Annotated in this window: 22 protein-coding genes and 1 tRNA gene; 2 read left to right on the top strand and 21 right to left on the bottom strand. The window is 66.4% G+C overall.

Going from position 1 to position 25532, the window contains the following annotated elements:
* Positions 1-175: 175 nt before the first annotated feature.
* Positions 176-622, top strand: a complete 447-nt coding sequence (locus tag HT578_RS19180) for an RrF2 family transcriptional regulator (protein ID WP_213501102.1) — start codon at positions 176-178, stop codon at positions 620-622.
* A gap of 77 nt (positions 623-699) precedes the next feature.
* Positions 700-2025, top strand: a complete 1326-nt coding sequence (fahA, locus tag HT578_RS19175; RefSeq protein WP_213501101.1) for a fumarylacetoacetase — start codon at positions 700-702, stop codon at positions 2023-2025.
* Positions 2026-2185: 160 nt separating this feature from the next.
* Here fahA and HT578_RS19170 read toward each other — a convergent pair whose 3' ends face one another.
* The 21 genes from HT578_RS19170 to mraY form a co-directional block, all read right to left on the bottom strand.
* Positions 2186-2386, bottom strand: coding sequence for a hypothetical protein (locus HT578_RS19170; RefSeq protein ID WP_199904325.1), 201 nt, complete (start codon positions 2384-2386; stop codon positions 2186-2188).
* Positions 2387-2460: 74 nt separating this feature from the next.
* Entirely contained in the window at positions 2461-3456 is a 996-nt protein-coding gene (locus tag HT578_RS19165; protein WP_213501100.1) for a bile acid:sodium symporter family protein, read from the bottom strand.
* Positions 3457-3558: 102 nt separating this feature from the next.
* Positions 3559-4482 carry an NAD-dependent epimerase/dehydratase family protein gene (locus HT578_RS19160; protein ID WP_039388114.1) on the bottom strand — a complete coding sequence of 308 codons (924 nt, stop codon included), beginning with the start codon at positions 4480-4482 and terminating at the stop codon, positions 3559-3561.
* Between the two features lie 40 nt (positions 4483-4522).
* A complete protein-coding gene (gene proB / locus HT578_RS19155) occupies positions 4523-5701 on the bottom strand; it encodes a glutamate 5-kinase (RefSeq protein WP_039388115.1) in 1179 nt (392 codons plus the stop codon).
* Positions 5702-6091: 390 nt separating this feature from the next.
* Positions 6092-7147 carry a GTPase ObgE gene (gene obgE, locus HT578_RS19150; protein WP_213501099.1) on the bottom strand — a complete coding sequence of 352 codons (1056 nt, stop codon included), beginning with the start codon at positions 7145-7147 and terminating at the stop codon, positions 6092-6094.
* Between the two features lie 137 nt (positions 7148-7284).
* A tRNA-Ala gene (locus tag HT578_RS19145) sits at positions 7285-7360 on the bottom strand.
* Between the two features lie 146 nt (positions 7361-7506).
* Positions 7507-8205, bottom strand: coding sequence for a hypothetical protein (locus HT578_RS19140; protein ID WP_039388116.1), 699 nt, complete (start codon positions 8203-8205; stop codon positions 7507-7509).
* A gap of 188 nt (positions 8206-8393) precedes the next feature.
* The gene (locus HT578_RS19135; protein WP_039388118.1) at positions 8394-9131 is read right to left on the bottom strand and encodes a Bax inhibitor-1/YccA family protein; all 738 of its coding nucleotides are present in this window, start codon (positions 9129-9131) and stop codon (positions 8394-8396) included.
* A 144-nt stretch (positions 9132-9275) separates the two neighbouring features.
* The gene (gene proC, locus HT578_RS19130; protein WP_213501098.1) at positions 9276-10088 is read right to left on the bottom strand and encodes a pyrroline-5-carboxylate reductase; all 813 of its coding nucleotides are present in this window, start codon (positions 10086-10088) and stop codon (positions 9276-9278) included.
* Positions 10089-10241: 153 nt separating this feature from the next.
* The gene (locus tag HT578_RS19125) at positions 10242-10748 is read right to left on the bottom strand and encodes a type III secretion system chaperone family protein (protein ID WP_039388121.1); all 507 of its coding nucleotides are present in this window, start codon (positions 10746-10748) and stop codon (positions 10242-10244) included.
* A 210-nt stretch (positions 10749-10958) separates the two neighbouring features.
* Positions 10959-12884: a tetratricopeptide repeat protein gene (locus HT578_RS19120; protein WP_239026360.1), complete on the bottom strand. Its 1926-nt coding sequence runs from the start codon at positions 12882-12884 to the stop codon at positions 10959-10961.
* Positions 12885-13166: 282 nt separating this feature from the next.
* The gene (gene ftsZ, locus HT578_RS19115; RefSeq protein ID WP_213501097.1) at positions 13167-14732 is read right to left on the bottom strand and encodes a cell division protein FtsZ; all 1566 of its coding nucleotides are present in this window, start codon (positions 14730-14732) and stop codon (positions 13167-13169) included.
* A gap of 206 nt (positions 14733-14938) precedes the next feature.
* Positions 14939-16219, bottom strand: a complete 1281-nt coding sequence (ftsA, locus tag HT578_RS19110; RefSeq protein ID WP_213501096.1) for a cell division protein FtsA — start codon at positions 16217-16219, stop codon at positions 14939-14941.
* 49 nt (positions 16220-16268) lie between these two features.
* Positions 16269-17207 carry a cell division protein FtsQ/DivIB gene (locus HT578_RS19105; RefSeq protein WP_213501095.1) on the bottom strand — a complete coding sequence of 313 codons (939 nt, stop codon included), beginning with the start codon at positions 17205-17207 and terminating at the stop codon, positions 16269-16271.
* Complete coding sequence (locus HT578_RS19100) at positions 17204-18160, bottom strand: D-alanine--D-alanine ligase (protein WP_213501094.1); 957 nt, start codon at positions 18158-18160, stop codon at positions 17204-17206. The genes HT578_RS19105 and HT578_RS19100 overlap by 4 nt, the downstream gene beginning before the upstream one ends.
* Positions 18157-19059 carry a UDP-N-acetylmuramate dehydrogenase gene (gene murB, locus HT578_RS19095; protein ID WP_039388129.1) on the bottom strand — a complete coding sequence of 301 codons (903 nt, stop codon included), beginning with the start codon at positions 19057-19059 and terminating at the stop codon, positions 18157-18159. The genes HT578_RS19100 and murB overlap by 4 nt, the downstream gene beginning before the upstream one ends.
* A complete protein-coding gene (gene murC / locus HT578_RS19090) occupies positions 19056-20477 on the bottom strand; it encodes a UDP-N-acetylmuramate--L-alanine ligase (RefSeq protein WP_213501093.1) in 1422 nt (473 codons plus the stop codon). Before murC ends, murB begins: the two co-directional genes overlap by 4 nt.
* Positions 20474-21760, bottom strand: coding sequence for an undecaprenyldiphospho-muramoylpentapeptide beta-N-acetylglucosaminyltransferase (gene murG, locus HT578_RS19085; RefSeq protein ID WP_213501092.1), 1287 nt, complete (start codon positions 21758-21760; stop codon positions 20474-20476). The genes murC and murG overlap by 4 nt, the downstream gene beginning before the upstream one ends.
* Positions 21757-23034: an FtsW/RodA/SpoVE family cell cycle protein gene (locus HT578_RS19080; protein WP_239026359.1), complete on the bottom strand. Its 1278-nt coding sequence runs from the start codon at positions 23032-23034 to the stop codon at positions 21757-21759. Before HT578_RS19080 ends, murG begins: the two co-directional genes overlap by 4 nt.
* Complete coding sequence (murD, locus tag HT578_RS19075) at positions 23034-24431, bottom strand: UDP-N-acetylmuramoyl-L-alanine--D-glutamate ligase (protein ID WP_213501091.1); 1398 nt, start codon at positions 24429-24431, stop codon at positions 23034-23036. Before murD ends, HT578_RS19080 begins: the two co-directional genes overlap by 1 nt.
* A gap of 14 nt (positions 24432-24445) precedes the next feature.
* Positions 24446-25516 carry a phospho-N-acetylmuramoyl-pentapeptide-transferase gene (mraY, locus tag HT578_RS19070; protein ID WP_039388133.1) on the bottom strand — a complete coding sequence of 357 codons (1071 nt, stop codon included), beginning with the start codon at positions 25514-25516 and terminating at the stop codon, positions 24446-24448.
* Positions 25517-25532 lie beyond the last annotated feature (16 nt).

Genomic DNA, 25532 nt, shown 5'->3' with positions numbered 1-25532 from the left:
TTGCGCGATCTGGTTTTATTTTTGCGGATTGGGGGAAACCTGCGGCTTCGACCTGCGTTTTCGCGCGTCGGGGCGGCACCTGCTCCCTCTTCGCCTTGCCCGACTTGACGCTGCAAGCCATTGCGCCCCAAGGAGGACTCTCACTTTCCTCCTGCTTCGCGGAGTCGCGTTCCCCATGCTTGCGCAGAAGACCCGGTACGCTATCCGCGCCATGCAGCATCTGGCCGACCGGCATGGACAGGGCCCGATCCAGCTCACCGAAATCGCCGAGAGGCAGAACATCCCGGCCAAGTTCCTGACCGTCATCCTCTCCGAGTTGTCGCGTGCCGGGCTCATCGATTCGCAGCGCGGCAAGGATGGCGGGTACTGGCTGGCCCTTGCTCCGCAGGAGATCAGCTACGGCGACCTGGTCCGGCTCGTGCGAGGATCGGTCGCGCTGGTGCCCTGTGCCAGTCGCAACGCCCACGAGACATGCAAGAACTGCGTGCCCGAAGCCGAATGCCGCACGCGCGCGCTCATGCTGCAGGTTCGCGACGCCACGGCCGAACTCCTCGATGGGATCCGCCTCTCCGACCCCATCGAACTGGCCCCGCCCGCCTCACACGAGGCCGAGCCGTCCTGAGCCCGCGCGCGATCACGGTTTTGCATTTCCCCCTCCCGCGTTAGGCTACCTGGCAAAAGACGAGGCGAGAGGACCCCATGCCCACCCCCATAGCCACCATCGACGAGACCCACGCCCCCGACCTTGGTTCGTGGGTGGAAGGTGCCGACATGCACCCCGATTTCCCGATCCAGAACCTTCCCCTCGGGGTCTTTTCAGTGGACGGGCAGGTGCCGCGCGGGGGCATTGCCATTGGCGCGATGATCCTCGACCTGGCCGCGCTTGCGCACAGCGGCCTCCTGGAAGGCGAGGCGCTGGCCGCCGCCAAGGCCGCCTCGGGTCCGACGCTCAATCCCCTCCTGGCGCTGGGGACAGGCCCGCGCCGGGCGCTGCGCCGTGCGGTCAGCGCGCTGCTGGCCAAGGGCTCCCCGAAACAGCCTGACGTGACGCCCCTCCTTGTCCCTGCACACCGCGCCAGGATGCACCTTCCGGCCCGCGTCGGCGACTATTCGGACTTCTACGTCGGCATTCATCACGCGGCCGAAGTCGGCGCGCTGTTCCGGCCCGAGCAGCCCCTGCTGCCCAACTACAAGCACATTCCCATCGGCTATCACGGCCGCGCCTCGACGATCCGGCCCAGCGGCTCCCCCGTGATCCGCCCCAATGGCCAGACGCGAGGGGCCGACGGGGATCTCCCCCGCCTTGGCCCGACCCAGCGTCTCGACTTCGAACTGGAACTGGGCCTCTGGATCGGTCCGGGCAACACGCAAGGCCAGCCCATCCCCCTCGGCCAGGCCTGGGAGCACATGGGCGGCCTGACATTGCTCAACGACTGGTCCGCGCGCGATATCCAGGCCTGGGAGTACCAGCCCCTCGGCCCGTTCCTCTCCAAGAGCTTCCACACCACCGTCTCGCCCTGGATCGTGACCACAGAAGCGCTGGCCCCCTTCCGGATCGCCCAACCTCCTCGCGCCGAGGCAGACCCCAGCGTTCTGCCCTATCTTCAGGATGCCAAGGATCAGGACAAGGGCGCGCTTGCGCTCGATCTCGAAGTCACGCTCTCCAGCGCCGCGATGCGCGCACGCGGCGAAGAGCCGCAGGTGCTCAGCCACACCCAGGCGTGCGCGATGTACTGGACGCTGGGCCAGATGGTCGCGCACCACACCGTGAACGGTTGCGCGCTCGAAAGCGGCGATCTGCTGGGGACTGGTACGCTCTCCGGCCCCGAGCCCGGCAGCAAGGGCTCGCTCCTGGAGATCACCCGCGGCGGTGCGCAGCCGCTGCAACTGCCGCGCGAGGAGACGCGCACGTTCCTGGAGGATGGCGACGAAGTCGTCCTGAAAGGCCGCTTCATGGCCGAAGGACGCCGGAGCATCGGCTTTGGCGAGTGCCGCGGGGTTATCGCGTCTGCGCCGCAAATCTAGTTCGAAAGCGGCTTCCCAAGGGGCCGCCGCCCCTTGACCCACCTGCAATGCGCCCCCTCATCTCTCTCGCCCGGCATTGCCCCGGCAGAGATGACCTGAACTGTTCGGGGAACCCGAGGGCAATGGCCCTCGGATCAATCCTCGCTAAGTGCCGTGCTGTTCAACCCTTGGGCGTGACCCAGACCTCGACCGGGGTAATGAACTTGCCCGGCGCGGGCTTGCCGACGTGAACGCGGTCGGCGGTGACCTGCTCGCCGTTCTCGAGGTGGAAGGTCACCCAGGGCTTGGGCATGCGCTCGAACTTCATCTTCTGGATGGCGAGGCCGGTGGTCGAATTCATGACGGTTGCGATGATACTCATGGCGCGCCGTTAGGCATGGGCGCCGCGCCTCGTCCAGATACTCCTGAAGGTTATCGACCGACCTTTACGCTCTCTCAGGCCGAGGCTGCCTCGCCCTTGGCTTCCAGCTCGGCCGACTCGGCGGCATAGCGCCGCGCGAGCACCGCGCAGACCATCAGCTGGATCTGGTGGAAGAACATGACGGGCAGAATCACCACGCCCACCTGCGCCGCCGGGAACAGCACACCTGCCAGTGGCACACCGCTCGCCAGGCTTTTCTTGGAGCCGCAGAACAGCATGACGATGCGATCCTCGCGCGCAAAGCCCATCGCCCGGCCCAACAGGTTCGTGGCCGTCATCACCACCGCCAGGAGAGCGAGCGCAATGACGACGATGAGCGCAAGTTCGCCCAGCGTGACCGTCTGCCACAGGCCATCAAGCACGGCAGCACCAAAGGCGGTGTAGACGACCAGCAGGATCGAACCACGGTCGACGTAGCCCACCATCTTCTTGTGGCGGGTCACGAAGCCCCCGATTACCGGCCGCAGCAGATGGCCCGCCACGAACGGCAAGAGCAGCTGCGAGGCGATGGCAATGACAGGATCGGCCGAAATGCCCTGGCTCTGGCCGGTAATGAACAGCGCGGTGAGGAGCGGCGTCACGAAGATGCCGGCAAGGTTCGAGAACGAAGCCCCGCACACGGCCGCCGCCACGTTGCCTCCCGCAATCGCGGTAAAGGCAATCGAGGACTGCACTGTCGAGGGCAGCAGCGTGAGGAACAGCAAGCCCGTCCCCAGGTTCGCATCCAGCCCCGGAATGGCCCGCAGGCCCAGGCCCAGGATCGGGAAGAGGACGAAAGTGATCGCCATGGTGGCCAGATGCAGCTTCCACGCCTTGGCCCCCGCAATCACCGCCTCACGCGAGAGCTTGGCGCCGTGAAGGAAGAACAGGAGCGCGATCGCGACATCGGTCGCCCTGTCGGCAATCTGCGCCCAGATGCCCTGCGCGGGAAAGAAGCTGGCGAGCACCACCATGCTGACGAGCGCGAGCATGTAGGGATCGAGATTAAGGCGTTTGACGAGGCTCTGCATGGCCTTGCGCTTAGCCGCCGTCGCCCTTGGGGGCCAGTACCTGTTTATGACACTGCGCGCATAGAATTTTGAGTGCACCCTCCGGGAAGGGCGACCCGAACCCTAGAGCCACTTGTTGGCGCGGTACCACTCGGCTGTCGAACGAAGCCCCTCGCGGGTCTCGATCCGAGGCCGCCACAGTGCCTCGGGCGGCCGCGCACCGGGCGAAACGACCCAGTCGGGATGCGCGAAATAGGCCGCACGGTCCTTGGTCATCTTGGCCTTGGTGCCGCGCACGAAGTTGTCGAGGCTGGCGACCCGTTCGAGCGCTTTTTGCGACAGGCCAATCACCTTGGGACGGCGCCCCATGGCCTGGCCGATGGCCAGCGCCATCTCGGTGTGCTCCCAGCCCTCGGGCTTGCCGTCGTCGGGCTCGAAAGTCATGCGGTGGACCGCATCGCCGGGCAGGATCAGCGCGACCAGCAGGCGCGCGAGGTCCTCGACATGGATCATCGAGGCGCGCCCCTGCGCCGGAACCGGGACCAGGCCCCAACGCGCTGCCCGGAAGAGCTCCATCATTTCCTTGTCGCGCGGCCCGAAGATCGCCGGCGGGCGCACGATCGTCCAGTCGAGCGGGCTCGCCTTGAGGAGCTTTTCCGCACGCGCCTTCGAGGCGCCGTAAGCCGAAAGGCCCGGTTCGCGCGCCGAAAGCGAGGAGACGAAAATGAAACGCGGGATGCCCTTGGCCACCACCGTCTCGATGAGGTTGAGCGTACCTGCGACGTTGCCCGCCTCGAACCCCGCCGCATCGGGCGCGTTGGTCACGCCCGCCACGTGGATCGTCGCCTCGGCCCCGCGCGTCAATTCCGAGAGCGCGGCGGTGTCCGAGAGATCGCCCGGCACCCAGGTCACACCCTCGCGAGGCTCCTGTTCGCGCCGTGTGAGCGCGCGCACGCGATAGCCCTGGGCGAGCGCTTCTGTGAGAACACTGTGGCCAACAAAACCCGTCGCGCCGGTAAGCGCGACGATGGGGCTCTCGCTGTGCATGCGGTGTGTGGTCCTTCAGGCCTTGTCCCGTGCCTGAAAATCAGGCGACGGTCGGCACATACTTGATCGACATGAGGTCGCGATGAACGACGGAGGAACGCGGCGCGTAGCCCAGGACCGTCTGCTGTTCATTGGAGTGCAGGCGCCGAATCGCGTGGATCTCCTTGGCGTCGTACTCGGACAGGCCATTGGCGACAACGACCCCTTCCGAATTGACGATGGAGACCGGATCGCCCCGGCGGAAACGCCCGTCGACATCAATCACGCCCTTGGCAAGCAGGCTCGCGCCCTCGTGGATCAGCGCCTTCATCGCGCCGTCATCGATGATGATCTTGCCCTTGGTGCGCAGGCGTCCGCCCAGCCACACCTTGCGCGCGCCCGGCTTGCTCGCCCCGCGACGGCGGCGCGGCAGGAACAGCGTGCCCACGCCCGCCTCGTCGCGCGAGCCCATGACCCGCTCGACCGGACGTTCGTGGAAGCCGTTACCGATGACGACGCAGGCGCCCGCGATCGCGGCGATCTCGACAGCCTGGAGCTTGGAGACCATGCCGCCCGAGCCCATTCCCGAATTCGATTCGGTGGACGCCATCGCCTTGATCTCCGGCGTGATGCCCTTGACCACTTCGAGACGGGTCGCGCCCGGCTCCTTGGGGTGGCGATCATAGAGGCCGTCGATGTCCGACATCAGCAGGACCGAGCTGGCACCCGCAGCCTGCGCAACGCGCGCGGCCAGACGGTCGTTGTCGCCAAAGCGCAGCTCCTGCGTGGTGATCGAATCGTTCTCGTTGATGACGGGGACCACACCGGCATCGAGCAGGCGTTCGATGGTCGCGGTGATGTTGAGGTAACGGCGGCGATCTTCAAGATCCATCAGCGTGACCAGCATCTGCGCGGCGGTCAGGCCGTGGTTGCCCAGGAGCTGGGCCCACATGCCCGAGAGCGCGATCTGGCCGACGGCGGCCGAAGCCTGCGCATCTGCAAGCGAGCCGCGCCCACCCTTGTCGAAACCGAGCGTACGCGCGCCCAGAGCCACCGAGCCGGAGGACACGACAATGACATTCTGCCCGCGCCGACGCGCTTCGGAAATTTCACCGACGAGGCCGTTGAGCCAGACCGTACGGACCCCGTCGTCGTCGACAAGAAGGGACGAACCCACCTTGATGACGAGACAGGGATTGAGTTCAGGATCGGCGAGGTCGGAAAGTTTGGTAATAGGCATAAGCTCGGCTTCTAGAAGAATTGCGCAAGAGTGCAAAGGTGGACCCAACGAACCGGCGCAGCGTACCGGCGTTTCGGCACGTGGAAGCCGCACGAAAGTCCCCTTTTCGTGCTGTGAGCAATTTTCAACGCGGGCACATCTGGGATGTTCCCTCTCACATCCCTCTTTTCGCACCTGCACAAGATCCGCCCCGGCCGTTCTGACGCGGGTCCTGTGCGCGAATGGCGAATCACCTGCCGGGCTCCAAAGGCCGCAAATGCGGCCCTCTCCCGCTCAAACGAAGAGCGCGCAAGGGGCAACTCGCCTCCTGCGCGCTCTTCGCGTCATTCCATGATGGTGGCAGAGCCGGGGCCGACACCGGCTCGCGCTCCGCCTGGCTGAAGCGCCGAATCAGATCGGCGACCAGGGCGTCTCGTTCGCCTCTTCCTGCTCGCCTTCGGGACGCTCGGTCACCGTAGCGGCGGGCAGATGCTCGATCGCCGCATCGAGCAGCGCGGGAAGGCCCTGCCCGGTCACGCCCGAAATCGGGAAGACCTCGTGCGCACCAGCCTTGAGCAGTTCACGCGCGTATTCGGCGGCGAGTTCGTCATCGACCAGATCGACCTTGTTGAGCGCGACAAGGCGTGGCTTGTCCGACAGTTCGCCCGCGTAGGCTTCCAGTTCCTGCTCGACGACCTTCATCGCCTCGACCGGATCGTCGACCGAGATGTCGATGAGGTGGAGCAGCACGCGGCAACGCTCGATGTGCCCGAGGAACCGGTCGCCGATCCCCGCCCCATCCGAAGCGCCTGCGATCAGGCCCGGAATGTCGGCCAGCACGAACTCGCGGCCCTTGTGGTAGACCACGCCCAGCTGCGGACGCAGCGTGGTGAAGGCGTAGGCCCCGACCTTGGCCTTGGCGTTCGAGAGCTTGTTGATGAAGGTCGACTTGCCTGCGTTGGGCAGGCCGACGAGACCCACGTCTGCAAGCAGCTTGAGGCGCAGCCAGACCCACATCTCCTCGTAGGGGATGCCCGGCTGGTGCTGGCGCGGGGCGCGGTTGGTGCTGGTCTTGTAGCTGGCGTTGCCACGACCGCCCATGCCGCCTTCGATCAGGACCTCGCGCTGGCCCGCCTCGACGAGATCGAGCAGGACGGTTTCGCCGTCCTCGTCCGAGATCACCTGCGTGCCCACGGGCACCTTGATGACCAGGTCGTCGGCCGCCGCGCCATTGCGGTTCTTGCCCATGCCATGCCCGCCGCGCTTCGCCTTGAAGTGCTGCGTGTAGCGAAAGTCGATGAGGGTGTTGAGGCCGGCCACGGCCTCGAACACGACGTCACCGCCCTTGCCGCCGTTGCCGCCGTCGGGGCCGCCGTACTGGATGTACTTCTCGCGGCGGAACGAGACCGCTCCGGGGCCACCGGCGCCCGAGCGGATGTAGATCTTGGCCTGGTCGAGAAAATGCATGGGCTAGGGGTCCCAACGGTTCCAAAAAGGGGCACGTCGCGCGCCACGGTGCGCCCTATGCCCATAAACAAAAAACCCGGCCATGGCGACCGGGCGGCAATCCGGTTTGTACCGGATCGTGATCTGGCGTGTGCTACTGGTGGAGCCGAGGGGGATCGAACCCCTGACCTCGTCATTGCGAACGACGCGCTCTCCCATCTGAGCTACGGCCCCGTTCCAGTATCGCCCTGCCCCGAGCTTTGCCGTGGCAGGAGCGCCCCCTTAGCGAAGCTTGGGACGCTTGAAAAGCCCCCTTTTTGACAAAGGGGGCCGGGTGCAGCCGCCCGCCGGGCTATTCAGCCCGGCTAGTCACCGCCCTCTTACTGCTCGTAAGTTTCCTGAGCGCGGGCCGTCTGCTGTTCAAAGCTGGGACGCACGGTGACAAGGCCGCCACCATAGGCCGATTCCCAGGCCGCCAGATCGGCACGGTACTGCTCGAAGGCGTCGAAGAATTCCTTGAAGGGCTTTTCCATCTTCGCCAGCCCGATGAAGGACCAGGTCTCGAACTGGCTGGGATCGACCGTTTCCAGATCCTGCGTCACGCCCATCGCAGCCTCGCAGAAGCCGGTATCGACAGGGGGAAGCGAGAAATAGTTGTAGACCTGCGTCTGGTAGCTTTCGCGCGCCTTGATCGCATCGCGGCGGGTATGGCCCTGGCGGAAGCTGCGGTCGATCGCCGCGCTCGCCTTGTCGAGCGAGGCATCATAGAGCGTGAGGAAGCGCTTGTAGCCTTCAAGGATCGGCGCGTACTTGGGCTCGATGCAATTGAGCGCGGCCACATTGTAGGCCGAGCGCAGGTTCCACACCGCCTGCGGCGTGGAGATGCCGTAGTTCACGGTGTGACGTTCGCCCTGCTCGTTCACCGGCGGAATGTTCATGGTCAGCTGCGCACCGTTGGGCGGCGTGGGCTTGGGCGGAATGACCACGACCGGCGGCGGCGGCGGCGCGGTCACGACGTGCTCCTTGGGGCCACAGGCGGCCAGGGCTGCGAGCCCCATCAGGCTTGCGCCACTCAGCATCCGCCGAAGCCCGGAAAGCGTGCTCTTCACCTTCGTACCCACCCTCAAGAAAGAAGTTACCTCGTTGCCAACCATGTTACGCGCTCTGTCCAACAAAGAAAATGCCCGGCGCGAGGTTTCGCACCGGGCATCGCATTGTTTCCACGCTTTACCGCTTTTGCGCGGTAAAGGAGGCTCTTCCCGCGTCCTCAGTCGCGCTGACCAAGGAAGTTGAGGAGGAAGAGGAACATGTTGATGAAGTCGAGGTAGAGCGTCAGAGCGCCCATGATCACGGCCTTGCCCAGGAACTCGGTGCCCTGCAGGTACTGGTACTGCATCTTGAGCTTCTGCGTGTCGTAGGCGGTCAGGCCCGCGAAGATCAGCACGCCCAGGATCGAGATCGCCATGTGGAGCGCGCTCGACTGCACGAACAGGTTGATGAGCATCGCCACGAGAATGCCGACGAGGCCCATGATCAGGAAACGACCGAAGCCCGAAAGGTCCTTCTTGGTGGTGTAGCCGAACAGGCTCAGACCTGCGAATCCAGCAGCCGTCGCGAAGAAGGTCGTTGCGATCGATTCCCCGGTGTAGACGAGGAAGACCGACGAGAGCGAAAGACCCATGACCACGGCAAAGCCCCAGTAGAGGATCTGCAGCGTCGAGGTCTTCATCTTGTTGAGGCCGAAGTTCATCGCAAGGACGAAGCCGAAGGGGGCAAGCATGACCACCCAGCGCAGCGGCGTGGTCAGAACCGAGTAGGCCAGACCCGACGAAGCGAAGAGCATCGCCACGATGCCCGTCAGCAGCACGCCCGAGGCCATGTAATTGTAGATCGACAGCATGTACTTGCGCAGGCCCGCATCGTAGGTGGCGCGGCCAGCGGTGCGTCCATCAATCGGAGACGCACCGAAGCCCTGACGGGGCTGGGGGTCGTTCCAATTTGCCATGTTAAACTCCCTTGGGGGAAGCGCGCATGATGCCGCCTCCCGATACCTTGCCAATATCTGCCTTCACGGCGCCGTTTTCAAGGAAAACCGGCGCCGCTTTCGTGTAACGAAATGTGTCGTGGGCACAGAAGCGCCGTGCCGGGCTCAGTCCTTGGCCCGCGCTTCCTCAGCCATTTCAGCGCTGCGGTTGCGCGCAGCGGTCAGCGTGGCCAGCATCAGCGCGTTCACCGCGCCATCCTCGTCGAGCACGTTCATGCCCGCGCGCGTCGTGCCGCCCGGGCTCGCCACCTTGTCCGCAAGCTCGCCCGCCGACAGCGGGGATGCACTCGCCAGCGAAGCGGCGCCCTCGACCATCGCGGTCGCGAGACGCTGCGCCGTGCCGGGCTCCACGCCCAGTTCGGCCGCGCCCTTGGCGAGCGCATCGATGAAACGGTAGACATAGGCCGGACCGCTGCCCGCAAGCGCGGTGACGGCGTGGAACTGCTCTTCGTCCTCGAGCCATTCCGGCGTGCCCAGCGGCTCCATGAGCTTGGTGATCTTGGCCTTCTCATCCTCGTCGAGACCGCTCGAACCCAGCGCGATCGGCGACTTTCCAAGCGCGCAGGCAAGGTTGGGCATGATGCGAAGAACCGCGTGGGCGCGCGGGAACTGCGCGGCAAGGCTTGCCAGTTCGTTACCAGCGAGGATCGAGAAGACAGTCGTGCCTGGCCCGACCAGCGGCTCCATCGTGTCAAGGACAGTGGGCAGAACCTGCGGCTTCACGCCGATCATCACGGCGTCGAAATCGCGCCCCGTCGGGACCTCGTTCACCTGCTCGACACCTTCGGGCACGGGCTTGGGCGTACGGTTGTAGACCGTGAAGTTGGAGGCCGGAATGCCACCGGCGAGCCACCCGTCCAGCATGGCCCCGGCCATGTTGCCGCAGCCGTAGATGAGGATGGATTCAAAGTTCGCCATGGTGCGTTTCCCGTTGTCTGCTGTCAGTCGAAATCGGGCTTCGACTTAGGGACGGGAACCGGATGGGGCAAGGCCAGCGCCCCGCGCGGGTGGCCCGCCGGCAGGGCGGGAAGGAGCCCCCTGCCCTTCCCGTTTCCTCCGGAATGGACCGGATCAGGCTTCGCCGTGCGCCTCCACAAGCGCAGCGACAAGCGCCTCCTGCGGCGTCTTGTCGCCCCACAGGATGAACTGGAAGACCGGGTAGAAGCGGTCACATTCCTCAATCGCGGCCTCGACCACCATCTGCGCCTGGCCCGGCCCCAGGAGGCCGTCCTGCCCCAGCATCAGCCCGTGGCGGTAGAGCACGACCGATCCGTTCGACCACAGATCGAAGTGGCCAACCCACAGCTGCTCGTTGATCAGCGCCAGCGCCTCGTAGACGTAGGCGCGCTTCTCCTCGGGAATGCGCAGCTCAGGCAGGCACAGGAGCTGCAGGACATGGTCCTCACGCCGCCAGATCGCCTGGAACTGGTAGGTCGTCCAGGCGCCCTTCAGCTCGGCCGAGATCTCGTCCTCGCTGGCATGGGCGATAGGCCAGTCGCGCGCCTCGAAGAGCGACGCCAGCATCTCCACGGGAGCGGCGTCGTCGTCGTGTCCGATAGTGTCGCGCACAATTCTCATATTGGCTAAGCAGCCCCCTATCCGCGTGTTCGGATAGAGGGATGCTTTGCCTGCCCCTGTCAGCACAATGGAGCGGCCTCCATCACCGGGGCAAAACCCGACAAGTCTGTTTACAGGATGTGGATAAGCGCGCCGCGTGTCCGATCCCGGGACAGCTGTTCCCGCCCCGTTCCAAGGGCGGCGCTAGCGCGCTGTGCTCCCTTGGAAAATCTAGCCCCCGGCGTCAAGCGCGTCGACGACCTGGCCCGCCGGGCTGGTCCAGACCAGCGCCTGGCCGTTGCCCGCCTCGGCGAAATCATCGACGAAGCCGTCCGCCGCCTTGCGCGTGGCAAAGGGCCCGACGAGGATGCGATGGGTGCGCCCCATGTCGGTGACATGCGCTTCCTGCCCCTTGAAAAGCGCGGGGTTGCGACGCGTGTAGCGCCGCCAGTCGAAGGCAATTGCATCGGTGTCGCGCCCGACGCCGATCTGCACCCAGATCCGGCTTGGATGCGCCGGCTTCTTGGGCTTGGGCGGCGGGGGTGGCGGCGGCGGTGCCGGACGCGCTGGCGTCACCTTGCGAATGTCGACCGCGCCCGCAACAGGCGTATCGGGCGAACGCGGCTTGCCAAGGTCCGCGAAAGCTTCGCTCAGCGACATCTGCGCGACAGCCTCTTCGGCTGCCTCTGAAGGCCCTTCGCCGCTACGTGCGAGCGGCACTCCGGCCTGGTTTACCCGCGCCTGGCTTGCCCGAGCCAGATCGAATCCGGGCACGGTCGAGCGCGTGGGAATCGCACCGCCCGAGACAGGAGGTGCCGTCGTTGCGACAGCGGGTGTCGCAGCGGGCAGTGCGGCAGTGGCAGCGGCAGAGCCCGAGGCCGCCACGGCGCTCGCCGACGCTAGCGGCGTCGGGGTCGGCGCGGCGCGCGCAATCCGGTCACGCGCGGCAGCCGAGGCCGACGCCGAAACCGGCGGAAGTTCGCCATTGGCACCCAGCACAGGGCCTCCATCGCCCGGGACCACTTCAATGCCCGGCTTGGGCTCGGGCGGCGCCACACGTTCAGCCTCGGCTTCCGGCTCCAGCTCACGAACGGGACGACGCGCGCTTTCCCGCGGCACGGACTCGTCCACATTACGCTCGCCCAGACGCAGCGAGCGTCGTGAACGGCGTGCAGGGCGGCTCGCTGCCTGCGCCTCGGTCGAGCGTGCAGACTTCGCCGTACTGGCGACAGGCGCGCCCGAGCTCGTCGTAGCGGCAGGCACGCTGGGCTGAGCGGGTTCGTAGGCCGCGATCCGCGCGCTGTCGCGACCGATCTCCGATGCCCTGGGGAAGCGCCCCAGATTGGCGGCGGCCGCCTGCTGGGCGGCGGTCAGGCGCGGCATGTAACGAAGATAGGGCGCGACATCCTCGGCAAGCGGCGCAGGCAGGATGCGCTCGGCCAGTTGCACCGCCTCCTTGGTGTCGCCGGCAATCGCCAGCGTGAAGGCGCGCGTGCGCCAACCGGGCTTATCCTGCGCCCGCAGGAGCGGCATCAGCGTGCCTTCGGAACCCTCGAGATCACCGCCGATCGCCTGGCTGACCGCAAGCCGCCTGCGCACCAGGTTTTCCTCATCCGACGTAAGCGCGCCTCCCGAGAGAACGCGGCGATAGAGCGCCTGCGCGGCGAGCGTATCTCCCACCATGTCGTAGGCAAGGGCCTGATCGCTTGCCAGGGCTGCAACGGGGCGCCCGGCCTTGCGCGCATCCTCGAAATACGTGATCGCGCCGACCGGGTCACCTGCACGAAGCGTGGTGCGAGCCAGGCCTTCCGCGATCCGGCCATCGCGCGGAGCCACGTCCTGCGCCCGCTCGAAGAAGCCCTTGGCCGCATCGAAATCACCCAGTTCGCGCGCCGCGTTGCCCGCGTCCAGCAACGCCTCCAGATCGTTCTGGTCGCGCGCCAGACGGGTCAGCGCATCACCGAGCCGCGCCGTGTTGGGATCGGGAAGCGCCTGGACCACTTCGCTGGCCATGGCGGGTTGCACGGCCAGGCCGGACACCCCGGTCAGCAGGGCGCAACCCAGCGCATAGCGAAGCGCAGGAAACGTCGGACGGGAAGCGGGAATGGACGCGCGCAGGGCAGCGCGAAGTACGCTCGGGGCCTTGGGCCGGATCATCTGGGACCTTGCATCTCGTATCATGGGGTCCGCGCAGCCACGGCGACCTCGGACCATCTGTTATCTGGGATACACCATATCCTCACAGAGCCCGAAGGCCAAGCGCTCTGGCCGCAGCGCCCCCACGGCCCGCCCCATCCCGCCAAGCGGTATACCGCCCACCGGATGGACGAAGGGCCACAGATGCGCTGCTGCGCGCATCCATGGCCCTTCCTACTGTGAAGCCTGGCTAGAGGCAGCCCGGAGCAGTTCCCCTGCTTCGGGCGCCCTTATGGCTTGGCCTTACTGGTTGTTCTGGCGGTTGAGGAAACGCGGGATGCTGAGCGATCCGCTATCGTCCTCGCCCTCACCGCCCTCGCGCGAAGGCGCCGCAGGCTTGGGCCGCGAAAGGCTGGTCATGCGCTCGAACAGGGTGCTGCCACCGCCGCCAACAGGGCGCTGCGGGGCAGGCGCGGGCGCCGGGCTCGGTACGGGCGCCGCGGCCTTGTTCTCACCGCCGAACAGCTCGTCCTGGCGGGTCGGCGGGATCTGCTGCGGACTGCGCGGAGCAAAGCTGCGCGAGCCCGAAATGCTGGCGTAGTTGCTCTCGTCGGTGTCGTCCTGACCTTCGTCCTCAAGCTCTTCGGTCGCGCCAAGCTCCAGTTCCGCAGACGGCGAGAACGGTTCGGGCACATAAGGCTTGGAGCCACTGGCCGCCTCCGGGGTCTTCTCGCTCTCGGCTTCGGGAGCCGGGGTGGAGAGATCGAGCGGGGCAGGCTCGGGCGCCGGAACCGGAGCAGGTGCCGCCGGTGCGCTGGACGCGGGCGCCTGCACGGCCGGACGGACAGGACCACGCCCGCCGCCAATCGCCATCGGGCGCGCCGGTGCATCGGCCTGCTCGGCCGTCTGCTCGATGCCGGTCGCGACAACCGAAACCCGGATCTTGCCGTCAAGCTCGGGATTGAAGGCCGACCCCCAGATGATGTTCGCATCCGCATCGACGAGTTCGCGGATATGGTTCGCCGCTTCGTCGACTTCGAGAAGCTTCATGTCCTCGCCGCCGATGATCGAGATGATGACGCCCTTGGCGCCCTGCATCGAAACACCATCCAGCAGCGGGTTGGCGATGGCGTGTTCGGCCGCCTCGAGCGCACGGTTGGGGCCCTCGCCCTCACCGGTGCCCATCATCGCCTTGCCCATCTCACCCATGACCGAGCGCACGTCGGCGAAGTCGAGGTTGATCAGGCCGGGCATGATCATCAGGTCGGTGATCGAGCGCACGCCCTGCTGCAGAACCTCGTCCGCAAGCTGGAACGCCTCCTTGAAGGTGGTCTCCGCCTTGGCGATGAGGAACAGGTTCTGGTTGGGAATGACGATGAGCGTGTCGACGTTCTTCTGCAGCTCCTCGATGCCCGCCTCGGCCGCGCGCATGCGGCGCGTGCCTTCGAACAGGAACGGCTTGCAGACGACGCCGACCGTCAGAATGCCGCGTTCACGTGCGGCCTGGGCGATGATCGGGGCCGCACCGGTGCCGGTGCCGCCGCCCATGCCGGCCGCGATGAAGACCATGTGCACGCCATCGAGGATGCGTCCGATCTCTTCGATCGATTCCTCGGCGGCCGCACGGCCGACCTCGGGACGCGCCCCGGCGCCGAGACCTTGCGTGATCTCGTGGCCGAGCTGGATGCGGGTTTCCGCGATCGAGTTGTTGAGAGCCTGCGCATCGGTGTTGGCGACGACGAAATCGACCCCTTCGACCTGCGCCTCAATCATGTTGGCGATGGCGTTGCCGCCCGCCCCGCCTACGCCGATGACGACGATACGCGGGCGAAGTTCGTCGATCGTCGGCAGTCCGATGTTAATGCTCATTAGTGACTCCTGCCAGACACATGCGCGTCAGATATTTCTCGACCATCCTGATTGCACGCTTCGACTTGGCGAGGCAAAGGATGGCCTTGTGTTGTCCACAGGCAAAAACGCCCGATACCGGCGGTTTCTGCCACGTTGTCGCGCCTCTGGCACGTCCTGTCCACAGCCTCTATTCGGGCCGGGAACCGAACGCACGGCAGCCGCGTTCAGAAATACTCTCGAACCGCTTGAAAGATCCGGGAAAACATTGTGTTCCAGCCCAATTTCACGGTTCTGTTCGAAGGACGGGCAAAACTGCGAATGTCGACCGGGTCGTTGGCGGCGTAGAGAACCAGCCCCGTCAGCGTCGAGAAGCCGGGCTTGAGGTGCGCTTCGGCAAGCCCGGGAAGGTGCGGCACGCGTCCGATGCGGACCGGACGGCCGAGCGCCGCCTGCGCGTAATCGGCCAGCCCCACCAGTTCCGCGCCGCCGCCGGTGAAGACCACCTGTTTGCCGCGCTGGCTGGAAAACTGCATGACCTTCAGAGCCTTGCTGACTTCTTCCATCAGCATGCCAAGCTGCCCGGTGATGACACCGATCAGTTCGGCGCGCGGAATGCGGTTCTTGTCATCGGCGTGGCGCGCGATGGGCCCGGTCCCCTCTTCGCCCGGCGCGTTCACCGGGATCATTTCGCGATGGTCATGCGGCGAGGCGATGGCCGAACCGTTCACGCACTTCAGCCGCTCGGCCTGATAGCGACGGATGCCGAACGCCGAGGCAATCGCGTCGGTGATATCGGCCGAACCGATGGGATTCGAAATCATGTCGCGCAGCATGCCGCCTGCATAGAGCGAGACATTGGTCACTTCCGCGCCGAATTCGACGAGCGCGACGCCCAGATCCCTCTCCTCGGGCGAGAGACAGGCCTGCCCGGCCGCAATCGGCGAGCCTACCACCGCCTCAACCTCGAGGTGGGCGGACTGCACCGCTTCGGTCAGGTTGCGGATCGGGGCCCCGTCGGCCAGCATGACATGGATATCGACGCCAAGCCGCTCGGCGTGGAGGCCGCAAGGATCGCCTACGCCGTGCGCTCCGTCGAGCCGGTACTGCGCGGGCTGGGCGTGAAGCACCATGCGCCCATCGGGCTGGATCGCATCGCGCGCGGCGACGAGAAGCTGGTCGATGTCCTCCTGCTCGATCCGGCGTCCGCCGATCTCGGCATCGAAGGGCTGGAGACGGCTGGCAAGCCCCGCCCCGGAACAGCCGATCCACACCTTCTGGACCGAGACATCCGCCATGCGCTCGGCGCGCTCGATGGCGTCGCGCACCGCGTAGGTCGCGGCCGCCATGTCGGTCACGAAGCCGCGCTTGATGCCCTGGCTGGCGCGATGGCCCGAACCGAGCACGACAAGCTCACCGCTCTCGGAGATACCCGCAATGATTGCGGAAATGCGGAACGAGCCGATGTTGACCGCCCCGAAAACCTTGCTGATGCGTGTCGCCGCCATCAGGCGTGCCCTTCCCCTGTTGCCGCGCGCCCATGCGCCACGCGGAGCCTCACTGCCCGTTCCCGCCCGAAGCGAGCGCCACGGCGCCGCCCTGGGTCGAAATCTCCTGAACCTCGCCCTCTGGCACGCGCAAGTAGACCCGATCAGGCGCGCGCATGTCGATGGCGATGGCCCTGCCCCCGATCAGGCGGTTGGTGCCGTCCAGACGCGCGAAGGTGACAAGCGCCCCGGCCGATTCCTTGACGCCTTCGGGAAGCGCCAGGACCTGGCCTGTCTCGAACACGAGGTTCCAGCGCCGATTGCCGACCCACTGCGCCTCGCGCACGCGGGGCTTGAGCGCGGGAGCGGCCTCCAGGAGGTGCGAGAGCTGGATGATCTCCTGCCCTGCCCCCTCGCCCGAGACGATGAGCTTGCCCTTGGCCGCCGAACGGTCGATCACTTCGAGTTCGTGCCCGGTCTCATCGATCAGCGCATAGGTATCGGCCTTGCGCAGCACCGCACGCGGTGAGCGCTCGACGATGTCGATGACCAGCGTGGTGGGCAGCTGGCGCGAGACGCGCGCGTCCTCGACCCAGGGCAGTTCAAGCAGCTCACTGCGCAACTGCTCCAGATCAACCAGCGGCATCGCGCGGTACTTCTGCGCCAGCGCGCGCTCGTAGATCTTGAGCTCGTTGATGTTCTTCACACCGCGCAGTTCGATGTGCTTGACCTCGAAACCGGCCTGCTTGGAGATCTGCGCGAAGCGCGCTTCGGCCATCCCGGGCACCCCGGCGGCGGACGCCACGACCCAGGCCAGCGCGGCCACGGCCGCCAGAATTGCGAGCACGAACAGGCGCTGGAGCTGCGCTTCGGTGAAAGGCAGCCAGCCCATCGCCATGTCGAGCGCGCTGCCGCCGGTGGCCTTGGCGCTGCGCACCTTGGCGCGGTTGCCCTGCGCGGCTGCGGCCTTGCGGGCGGTCTTGCCCTTGCGCTTGATCGTCTGGCTCATGGCGAAGTGGCCTTGTGCGGTTTCACATCGGCCAGCGCCTCGGCAATGATCGCCTCGACAAGGTCGGGGTACTCGATCCCGCAGGCCTTGGCCTGTTCGGGAACGAGGCTGAGCGGGGTCATGCCGGGCTGGGTGTTGGTCTCCAGCAGGAACAGCCCCTCCACCCCTTGCGTGTCATCCCAGCGGAAGTCCGAACGGCTGGTGCCCTTGCACCCCAGGAGCTGGTGCGCGCGCAACGCCAGCGCCTTGCACGCCTCGGTGATCTCGGCGGGGACGTCGGCGGGGCAGACATGCTCGGTCATGCCGTCGGTGTACTTGGAATCGAAGTCGTAGAAACCGGACTTGGGCTTGAGTTCGGTGACGAGCAGCGCGCGCTCACCGATCACCGCCGTCGTCAGCTCGCGGCCGCGAATGTAGGGCTCGGCCAGGAGCGTCGCGAATTCCTGCCAGGGGCCCTTGGCCTCTCGGCTGATCGGGTTCCCGTAATTGCCCTCCTCCGTGACGATGGCGACGCCCACCGACGAGCCTTCGTTGACGGGCTTGAGCACGTAAGGACGGGGCAGCGGGTCCTTCGTGAACAGCGTCTCGGTCTCGACCACGCGGCCGCCGGGCATGGGCACGCCATGCGGGACGAGCGCCTGCTTGGTCAGTTCCTTGTCGATCGCGATGACCGAAGTCGCGAGCCCTGAATGCGTGTAGGTGAGGCCCATCAGGTCCATCATGCCCTGCACCGTACCGTCCTCGCCCGGCGCGCCGTGCAGCGCGTTGAAGACAACATCGGGCTTCGCCTCGGCGAGGCGCTGCGCGACCTCGCGGTCCATGTCGATGCGCGTGACCTTGTGGCCCTTGCTCTCAAGCGCCTTGGCCACGCCTTCGCCGCTCATCAGCGAGACGGGACGTTCGTTCGACCAGCCACCCATCAGGACGGCGACGTGGAGCTTGGGGAGTGTCACTTATGCGATCCTACTCGTTGAATTTCCCACTCGAGCGTGACGCCCGAGGCTTCCTTGACCCGGCGGCGCACTTCCTCGCCCAGCGCCTCGATGTCGCTGGCGGTGGCATCGCCGGTGTTGAGAAGAAAGTTGGTGTGTTTTTCCGAAACCTGCGCCCCGCCCAGCTGGAGCCCCCGGCACCCGGCCTCGTCGACCAGCTTCCACGCCGAGGTCCCTTGCGGGTTCTTGAACGTGGAGCCGCCGGTCTTGGAGCGCAGCGGCTGCGAGGCTTCGCGGCTCGCCGAAATGCGGTCCATCTCGGCCTGAATCTCGGCGGGATCGCCCGCACGGCCCTGGAAGCGCGCGGCGACAACCACCGCGCCTGCCGGGAGTTCGGAATGGCGGTAGGTGTAGCCCAGATCCGCGTTGGCCAGCGTGCGCAGCGATCCGTCGCGCAGGACCACGTCGCACGCGACCAGGATGTCCTTGACCTCGCCACCATAGGCGCCGCCGTTCATGCGCACAAAGCCGCCCACCGTGCCCGGGATCGAACGCAGAAACTCGGTTCCCGCAATCCCCGCATCGCGCGCGGTGGAAGAAACCAGGATACCGCTCGCCCCGCCCCCGCATTCGAGCGTGAGATCCTCGCCCGCAGTCACTTTGGCAAAGGGCTTGCCCAGCCGGATCACCACGCCGGCAACGCCGCCGTCGCGCACGATCATGTTGGAGCCCAGTCCCAGGGCCATGACCGGAACCGTAGGATCAAGGTCCTTGAGGAACGCCTGCAGGTCCTCGGTATCCTTGGGCTCGAACAGCCACTGCGCGCATCCACCCGCCTTGAACCAGACGAGCGGGGCCAGCGGCGCGTTCGCCGTCAGCTTGCCCCGGACGGGCGGAAGGGAGGCCGCGAGATCGCTCATGCCTTGCGCTTTTCCGTGATCGCGGCGGCGAGCCCGGCGGCCCACTTGGTGATATCGCCTGCCCCCAGGCACACGATCATGTCGCCCGGCAGGATCGTCTCGGCCAACCTCTCTGCAAGCGCATCGGCGCCTGCAATTTCCTGAGCCGAGCGGTGCCCGCGCGACTTCAGGCCCTTGACCAGGTGCGCGCTGTCGACGCCCTCGATCGGCTCTTCGCCCGCAGCATAGACCGGCGTGATGTAGACCACATCGGCATCGTTGAAGCAGCTTTCGAACTCGTCCATGTGGTCGCGCAGGCGCGTGTAGCGGTGCGGCTGGGCAACCGCGATGACGCGGCCCTTCACACCCTCGCGCGCGGCCGCCAGCACGGCGCGGATCTCGACCGGATGGTGGCCGTAGTCGTCAATGACCGAAACCGTGCCCTCACCCACGGCGATTTCGCCGACCTTGGTGAAGCGGCGCTTGACCCCGCCGAACTTGGAGAAACCGGTGCGGATGACCTCGTGCGGACAGCCCATCTCGATCGAGACGCCGACTGCGGCGAGCGCGTTCTGCACGTTGTGGCGGCCGGGCATGGGAAGCTCGATACCCTCGATGCGCTGGAACGAGCCGTCGCGCTGGCGCAGCGCCACATCGAAGCGGTTGCCGCCCGGGATCGGGGTCACGTTCTCGCCGCGAATGTCGGCCTGCGCACTGAAACCATAGGTGACGACACGGCGGTCGCGCACCTTGGGGATCACCGCCTGGACCTCGGGGTGGTCGATGCACAGGAGCGCCGCGCCGTAGAACGGCACGTTCTCGATGAACTCGACAAAGGCTTCCTTCACCTTGTCGAACGAACCGTAGTGATCGAGGTGCTCGGGATCGATGTTGGTGACAACCGCGATGGTGCCGTCAAGGCGCAGGAACGAGCCGTCGCTCTCGTCGGCTTCCACCACCATCCAGTCGCTCTCGCCCAGGCGCGCGTTGGACCCATAGGCGTTGATGATGCCGCCGTTGATGACGGTGGGATCGATCCCCCCTGCATCGAGGAGCGCGGCGACCATCGAGGTCGTGGTGGTCTTGCCGTGGGTGCCCGCGACCGCCACGGTCGATTTGAGGCGCATCAGCTCGGCCAGCATCTCGGCCCGGCGCACGACCGGAATGCGGTTCTCCAGCGCGTAGACGACTTCGGGGTTGGTGCGCTTGACCGCGGTCGAGGTCACGACAACCGCCGCCCCGTTCACGTTCTCCGCCCGCTGGCCGATGTTCACCGTGATCCCGCGCGACCGCAGGTGCTCGACGACGTAGCTCTCGGCCATGTCCGAGCCCTGCACCGAGTAGCCCAGGTTGTGCATGACTTCGGCGATGCCCGACATGCCGATGCCGCCAATGCCGACGAAGTGGATGGTCCCGATATCGGTGCCGACGGCTTTCACTGGGCAAATTCCTTGTTGGTCGCAGAAACGGAGCGGGCGAGCGCCTCGCCGCCCCGCGCAGGGGCTCCGCCTTCGGGCACGACGCGCAGCACGTCCATGATCGGCGCGGCCCCGAAGCTTTCGACAAGATCGGCAAGGTCCTTGGCCGCCTTGGGATAGCCGCAGTTCCACGAGGCATGCGCCGCGTTGGCGAGCGTCTGCGGGTTCTTGGCAATGGCCTGGACCTGGAGGCAGATGTCCTTGGCCATCTTGTCGAAGATCGCGCCCTGCTCGCGCAGCAGCGCGTTGCGCTTGTCACCCGTCAGAAGGTCCGGGTCCTCGGTCGTGATCGCGGGCTGGCGGATGACGCGCGCCCCGCCCGCCGCCACGATCTCACGCGTGTTGGCGACCTGGTGGTCGTCCATCGCGTAAGGCAGCGGGATCAGGATCGCCGGACGGCCCACGGCGGTCAGCTCGGCAATCGTCGAGGCTCCCGAGCGCCCGATGAACAGGTGCGCGCCGGCAAGCCGCTCGGCCATGTCCTCGAAATAGGTCGCAAGCTCGGCCGGAATACCGTGATGCGCGTAGCGCTGGCGCACGCCGTCGATGTCTTCGGGGCGGCACTGCTGGATCACCTGAAGGCGCGAGCACAGCGTGGGCGGAAGCATCGCCAGCGCCTCGGGGATGACCTGGCTCAGGATCCGCGCGCCCTGGCTGCCGCCGGTCACGAGAATGCGAAACAGGCTGTCTTCCGAGAAGTCCGGGAACGGCTCCTCGCGCAGGGACAGCACCTGCTCGCGGACCGGATTGCCAACCAGCGTGACCTTGTTCTCATGGCGCGCATCGAGGAAGTCGACATCCTCGCACGGGGTGGCGATGGCATTGACGCGCTTGGCGAAATAGCGGTTCACCCGCCCCAGCACCGCGTTCTGCTCGTGCAGGACGGTCGGGATCTTCATCGCGCTGGCCGCCAGCATGGTGGGGAGCGAGGGATAGCCGCCAAAGCCGATCACGGCACTGGGCTGGAAGCTCTCGAACAAGCGCTTGGCCATGCTCCGTCCCTTCAGCACGCCGCGCGCGCCCTTGAGCCAGCTCAGCGGGTTCTTGCCCGCGATGCGGCCCTGCGGGAGGACGTGCGTCGTCAGGTAGTCGGGCTTGCCGGGAATCTTCGCGCCGCGCTCGTCGGTGATCAGCGCGACATGGTGCCCGCGCGCGTGAAGCTCGGCGGCCAGCGCAAAGGCCGGGATCAGGTGGCCGCCGGTACCACCGGCCGCAAGAACGTAGTGCCGCGAGGGGCCGCTCATGAAAGCTCTCCATTGGTGCGCAAGGTAAAACGCTCGCGCTGGATAAAGGGATTGCGCCGGGTGATGGCGAGAAGAAGGCCCATCGTCAGGCACAGCGCAATGGTAGACGAACCACCATAGCTGATGAGCGGCAGCGTCATGCCCTTGGAGGGAAAGAGCTGCAGGTTGACGAGGATGTTGATGAAGGCCTGCCCGCCGAACTGCGCGGCAATGCCCGCCGCGGCCAGCACCGAGAAGAGATCTTCCTCATCGATCGTGCGCATCAACACGCGCACCAGGAAGGCGATGTAGAGCGCGACGATGACCATGCAGGCCAGCAGGCCGAACTCCTCGCCGATGACCGAGAAGATATAGTCGGTATGGGCCTCGGGCAGCGACATCTTGCGCACGCCCATCCAGAACCCCTGGCCCGTCCACCCGCCGTTCAGCAGCGTGCGCTCGGCAAGATCCACCTGGTCGTAGGCCGTGCCCCCGAAGAGGAAGTTGTCGATGCGGTTGCGGCCGTTGTCATAGGTGAAATACATGATGACGAGCCCGACCACGCCCACGCCGCCCAGCGCCGCCAGGCGGCGCCAGTCGAAGCCCGACAGCAGCACCATCACCGCAAAGCTGCCCGAAAACAGCATGGTCGAGCCGAAGTCGGGCTGGAGCATGAGCAGGCCGCCCAGAACCACCATCAGCGCGGCGCAGATGCCCACGACGGGGATGTGCGGGTCGCGCGCGCGCCAGGACAGGATCCAGGCCAGCAGGATCGGCCAGCCCACCTTGAGGAACTCGGAGGGCTGGAGCGAGAAGCCCAGACGCAGCCAGCGCTTCGCCCCGTTCACTTCCGAGCCGACCACCGGCACGAGGAAGAGCGCAGCAAACATGATGCCGGCGATCAGGATCCCAAAGCGCCGGGCCGCGTCCTTGTCGAGGCTGGAGGCCCAGAGCAGCGCGCCGATACCCACAAGCTGCCAGCGCATGTGGAGGAAGAAGAAGTAGAGATCGGGAAGCCGCTCGGCCGAGGTCGACAGACGCCGCGCCGAGGCGGGCGATCCCGCCGCCACCGCTACCGCGCCGATCCCCATCAGGATCAGGACGATGTACAAGGCAAAGCGGTCGATCTCCTGCCACCAAACGGCCAGCCTCTGGCGCCGGGTACGGGCTCCAGGGCCCTTGCCGCCAGGCAGCGGGCCCGTAGCGGGCGCGAAATGCCCGCTCACCGCGCCGCGATGCGCTCCGGCCATGGGAATGGTGAAGCCCTGCGGGCCCTCGGGTGCAATACTTGCCATCAGCCCGCTGCTCCTCCCTGGCCGCGCCCCTCCCCGTCCTTCGCGTCCCCATCCTCAGGCGCGAGCAGCGCCTCGACGATCTGGCGGAAGGCCTCGCCGCGCGCTTCATAGTCGCGGAACTGGTCGAAGCTGGCACACGCAGGCGAGAGCAGGACGACATCGCCGGGAACGGCGGCATCCATGGCCTGGCGGATCGCCTGCGCCATCATCTCGCTGCGCACGATGGGGGTATAGGGCTCCAGGATCTCGGCAAAGAGCGGGCCCGCATCGCCGATGGTGTAGGCCGCCTTGATATGCCCGAACCAGGGCTTGCACTCGTCGAGGTCCTCGCCCTTGGGCAGACCGCCCACGATCCAGTGGATGCGCGGTGCAGGATCGGGCGGGAAAGCGGCAATGGCAGGCGCGGCCGAAGCCGGGTTGGTGGCCTTGCTGTCGTTGATGTAATCGACCCCATCGGCGCGCGCGACGCATTCCATGCGGTGCGGCAGCCCGCGAAAGTCGCGAAGACCCGGTTCCCAATCGGCGCGCGCGATCCCCAGCGCCTCGACAATGGCGATAGCGACCGCGGCATTCTGGAGGTTGTGCGGCCCCTGGAGCGAAGGCCAGTCCTTCTGCAGCGCGTCGAGGTCGGCACCGTCGACACGGGCAACGCCTTTGCCTTCGCGCCGGGCTTCCTCGCGCCGGGCCACGCCCAGCGTCTGCGCATCGCCCTTGCCGAAGACCGCCGCGTGGCCGGGCGTCTGCATTGCGAAAAGACGCGCCTTGGAGGCGGCGTAGGCGGCAAAGCCATCGTAGCGATCGAGGTGATCGGGCGTTACGTTGAGAAGCGCCGCCACGTCGCAATCGAGGCTGTGGGTGAGGTCGATCTGGTAGCTGGAAAGCTCCAGCACATAGACGCCCGAACCGTTCGCGTTGGGCTCGAGCGGCACCGTTCCCAGGATCGGCAGGCCAATGTTGCCGCCCATGCGCGCCGGTACTCCGGCCTTTTCCAGGAGGTGGCGCACGAGCGCCGTTGTCGTCGACTTGCCATTGGTGCCGGTGATGCCCACCACCCGATGCTCCGGCAGGCTGGCGCGGGCGAGCGCGAAGAGTTCGATGTCACCGATGACCGGCACACCCGCCCGCGCTGCGGCTGCGGCAATCGGATGGCTGTTGAGCGGCACGCCCGGCGAGACAACGACCCCGTCGTAGCCGGAAAGGTCCGCGCTCGTGGGATCGGCGATCTCGCAGGTGCCCGCCTCGCAGTCCCGCAGCAGCGCCTGGCGCGGCTCGTCGCGGCTGTCCCACGCCATCACGTGGGCCCCACTCGCCAGCAGCGAGCGCACCGCCGTCATCCCCGAACGGGCAAGCCCGAGGACCGCGTAGCGTTTGCCGGCAAAGGCGGGGGAGACGATCACCTGCACAGTTCTCCTTATCGCAGTTTCAGCGTGGCGAGGCCCAGGACGGCCAGCACGAGCGAGATGATCCAGAAGCGCACGACGACCGTCGATTCCTTCCAGCCCAACTGTTCGAAATGGTGGTGGATCGGCGCCATGCGGAAGACCCGGCGGCCGGTGCGCTTGAACCAGAAGACCTGGATGATGACCGAAGCGGCTTCCAGCACGAAGAGACCACCCACGACCGCCAGCACGATCTCGTGGTGCGCGGCGACCGCGATGCAGCCCAGCGCACCGCCGAGTGCCAGGCTCCCGGTATCGCCCATGAACACGGCCGCAGGCGGCGCGTTGAACCACAGGAAGGCGAGACACGCGCCCATGATGCCAGTGCAGAAGATCGCAAGTTCGCCTGCGCCCGGGACGTGCGGAATGCCCAGGTACGTCGCAAAGTCGACGCGGCCCGCCAGGTAGCAGATGATCGCGAAGGTCCCCGCCGCGACGAAGACCGGGAAGGTCGCCAGACCGTCAAGCCCGTCGGTCAGGTTCACCGCATTGCCCGCGCCCACGATCACGAAGGCCGCGAAGACATAATAGAGCGGCCCCAGCGGAATATAGCGTCCGGTCAGGAAAGGCACGTAGAGGTTGGTGTTCAGCTGGCTGACGATGATGTACGAGGCAAGGCCCGCCACGGCGAATTCCATGAGCAGGCGCACGCGCCCGGGAACGCCCGCCGTGCTGCGCTTGGCGACCTTGTCGTAGTCATCCATGAAGCCGATTGCGCCAAAGCCGATGGTGACCGCGATGCAGGCCCACACGAACGGGTTGGTCACGTCCATGAACAGGACCATCGCCGCGATCAGCGCGGTCAGGATCATCAGCCCGCCCATCGTCGGCGTACCGCGCTTGGCAAGGTGGCTCTGCGGGCCGTCCTCGCGGATCGGCTGCCCCTTGCCCTGGCGCACGCGCAGCATGTTGATGAACTTCGGACCGATCAGAAGACCGACGAACAGCGCAAACAGAAGCGCACCACCGGCCCGGAAGGTCTGGTAGCGGAAGAGGTTGGCAAGCCCCTGATAATCGAACCAATCTGCGAAAAGATACAGCATGTTGCGGGAGCGACCC

The sequence above is a fragment of the Novosphingobium decolorationis genome, from assembly GCF_018417475.1.
In the GTDB taxonomy this organism is placed as follows: domain Bacteria; phylum Pseudomonadota; class Alphaproteobacteria; order Sphingomonadales; family Sphingomonadaceae; genus Novosphingobium; species Novosphingobium decolorationis.
Note: the sequence above shows the minus strand (reverse complement) of the source record. Positions and strands in the feature narration are given on the sequence as shown.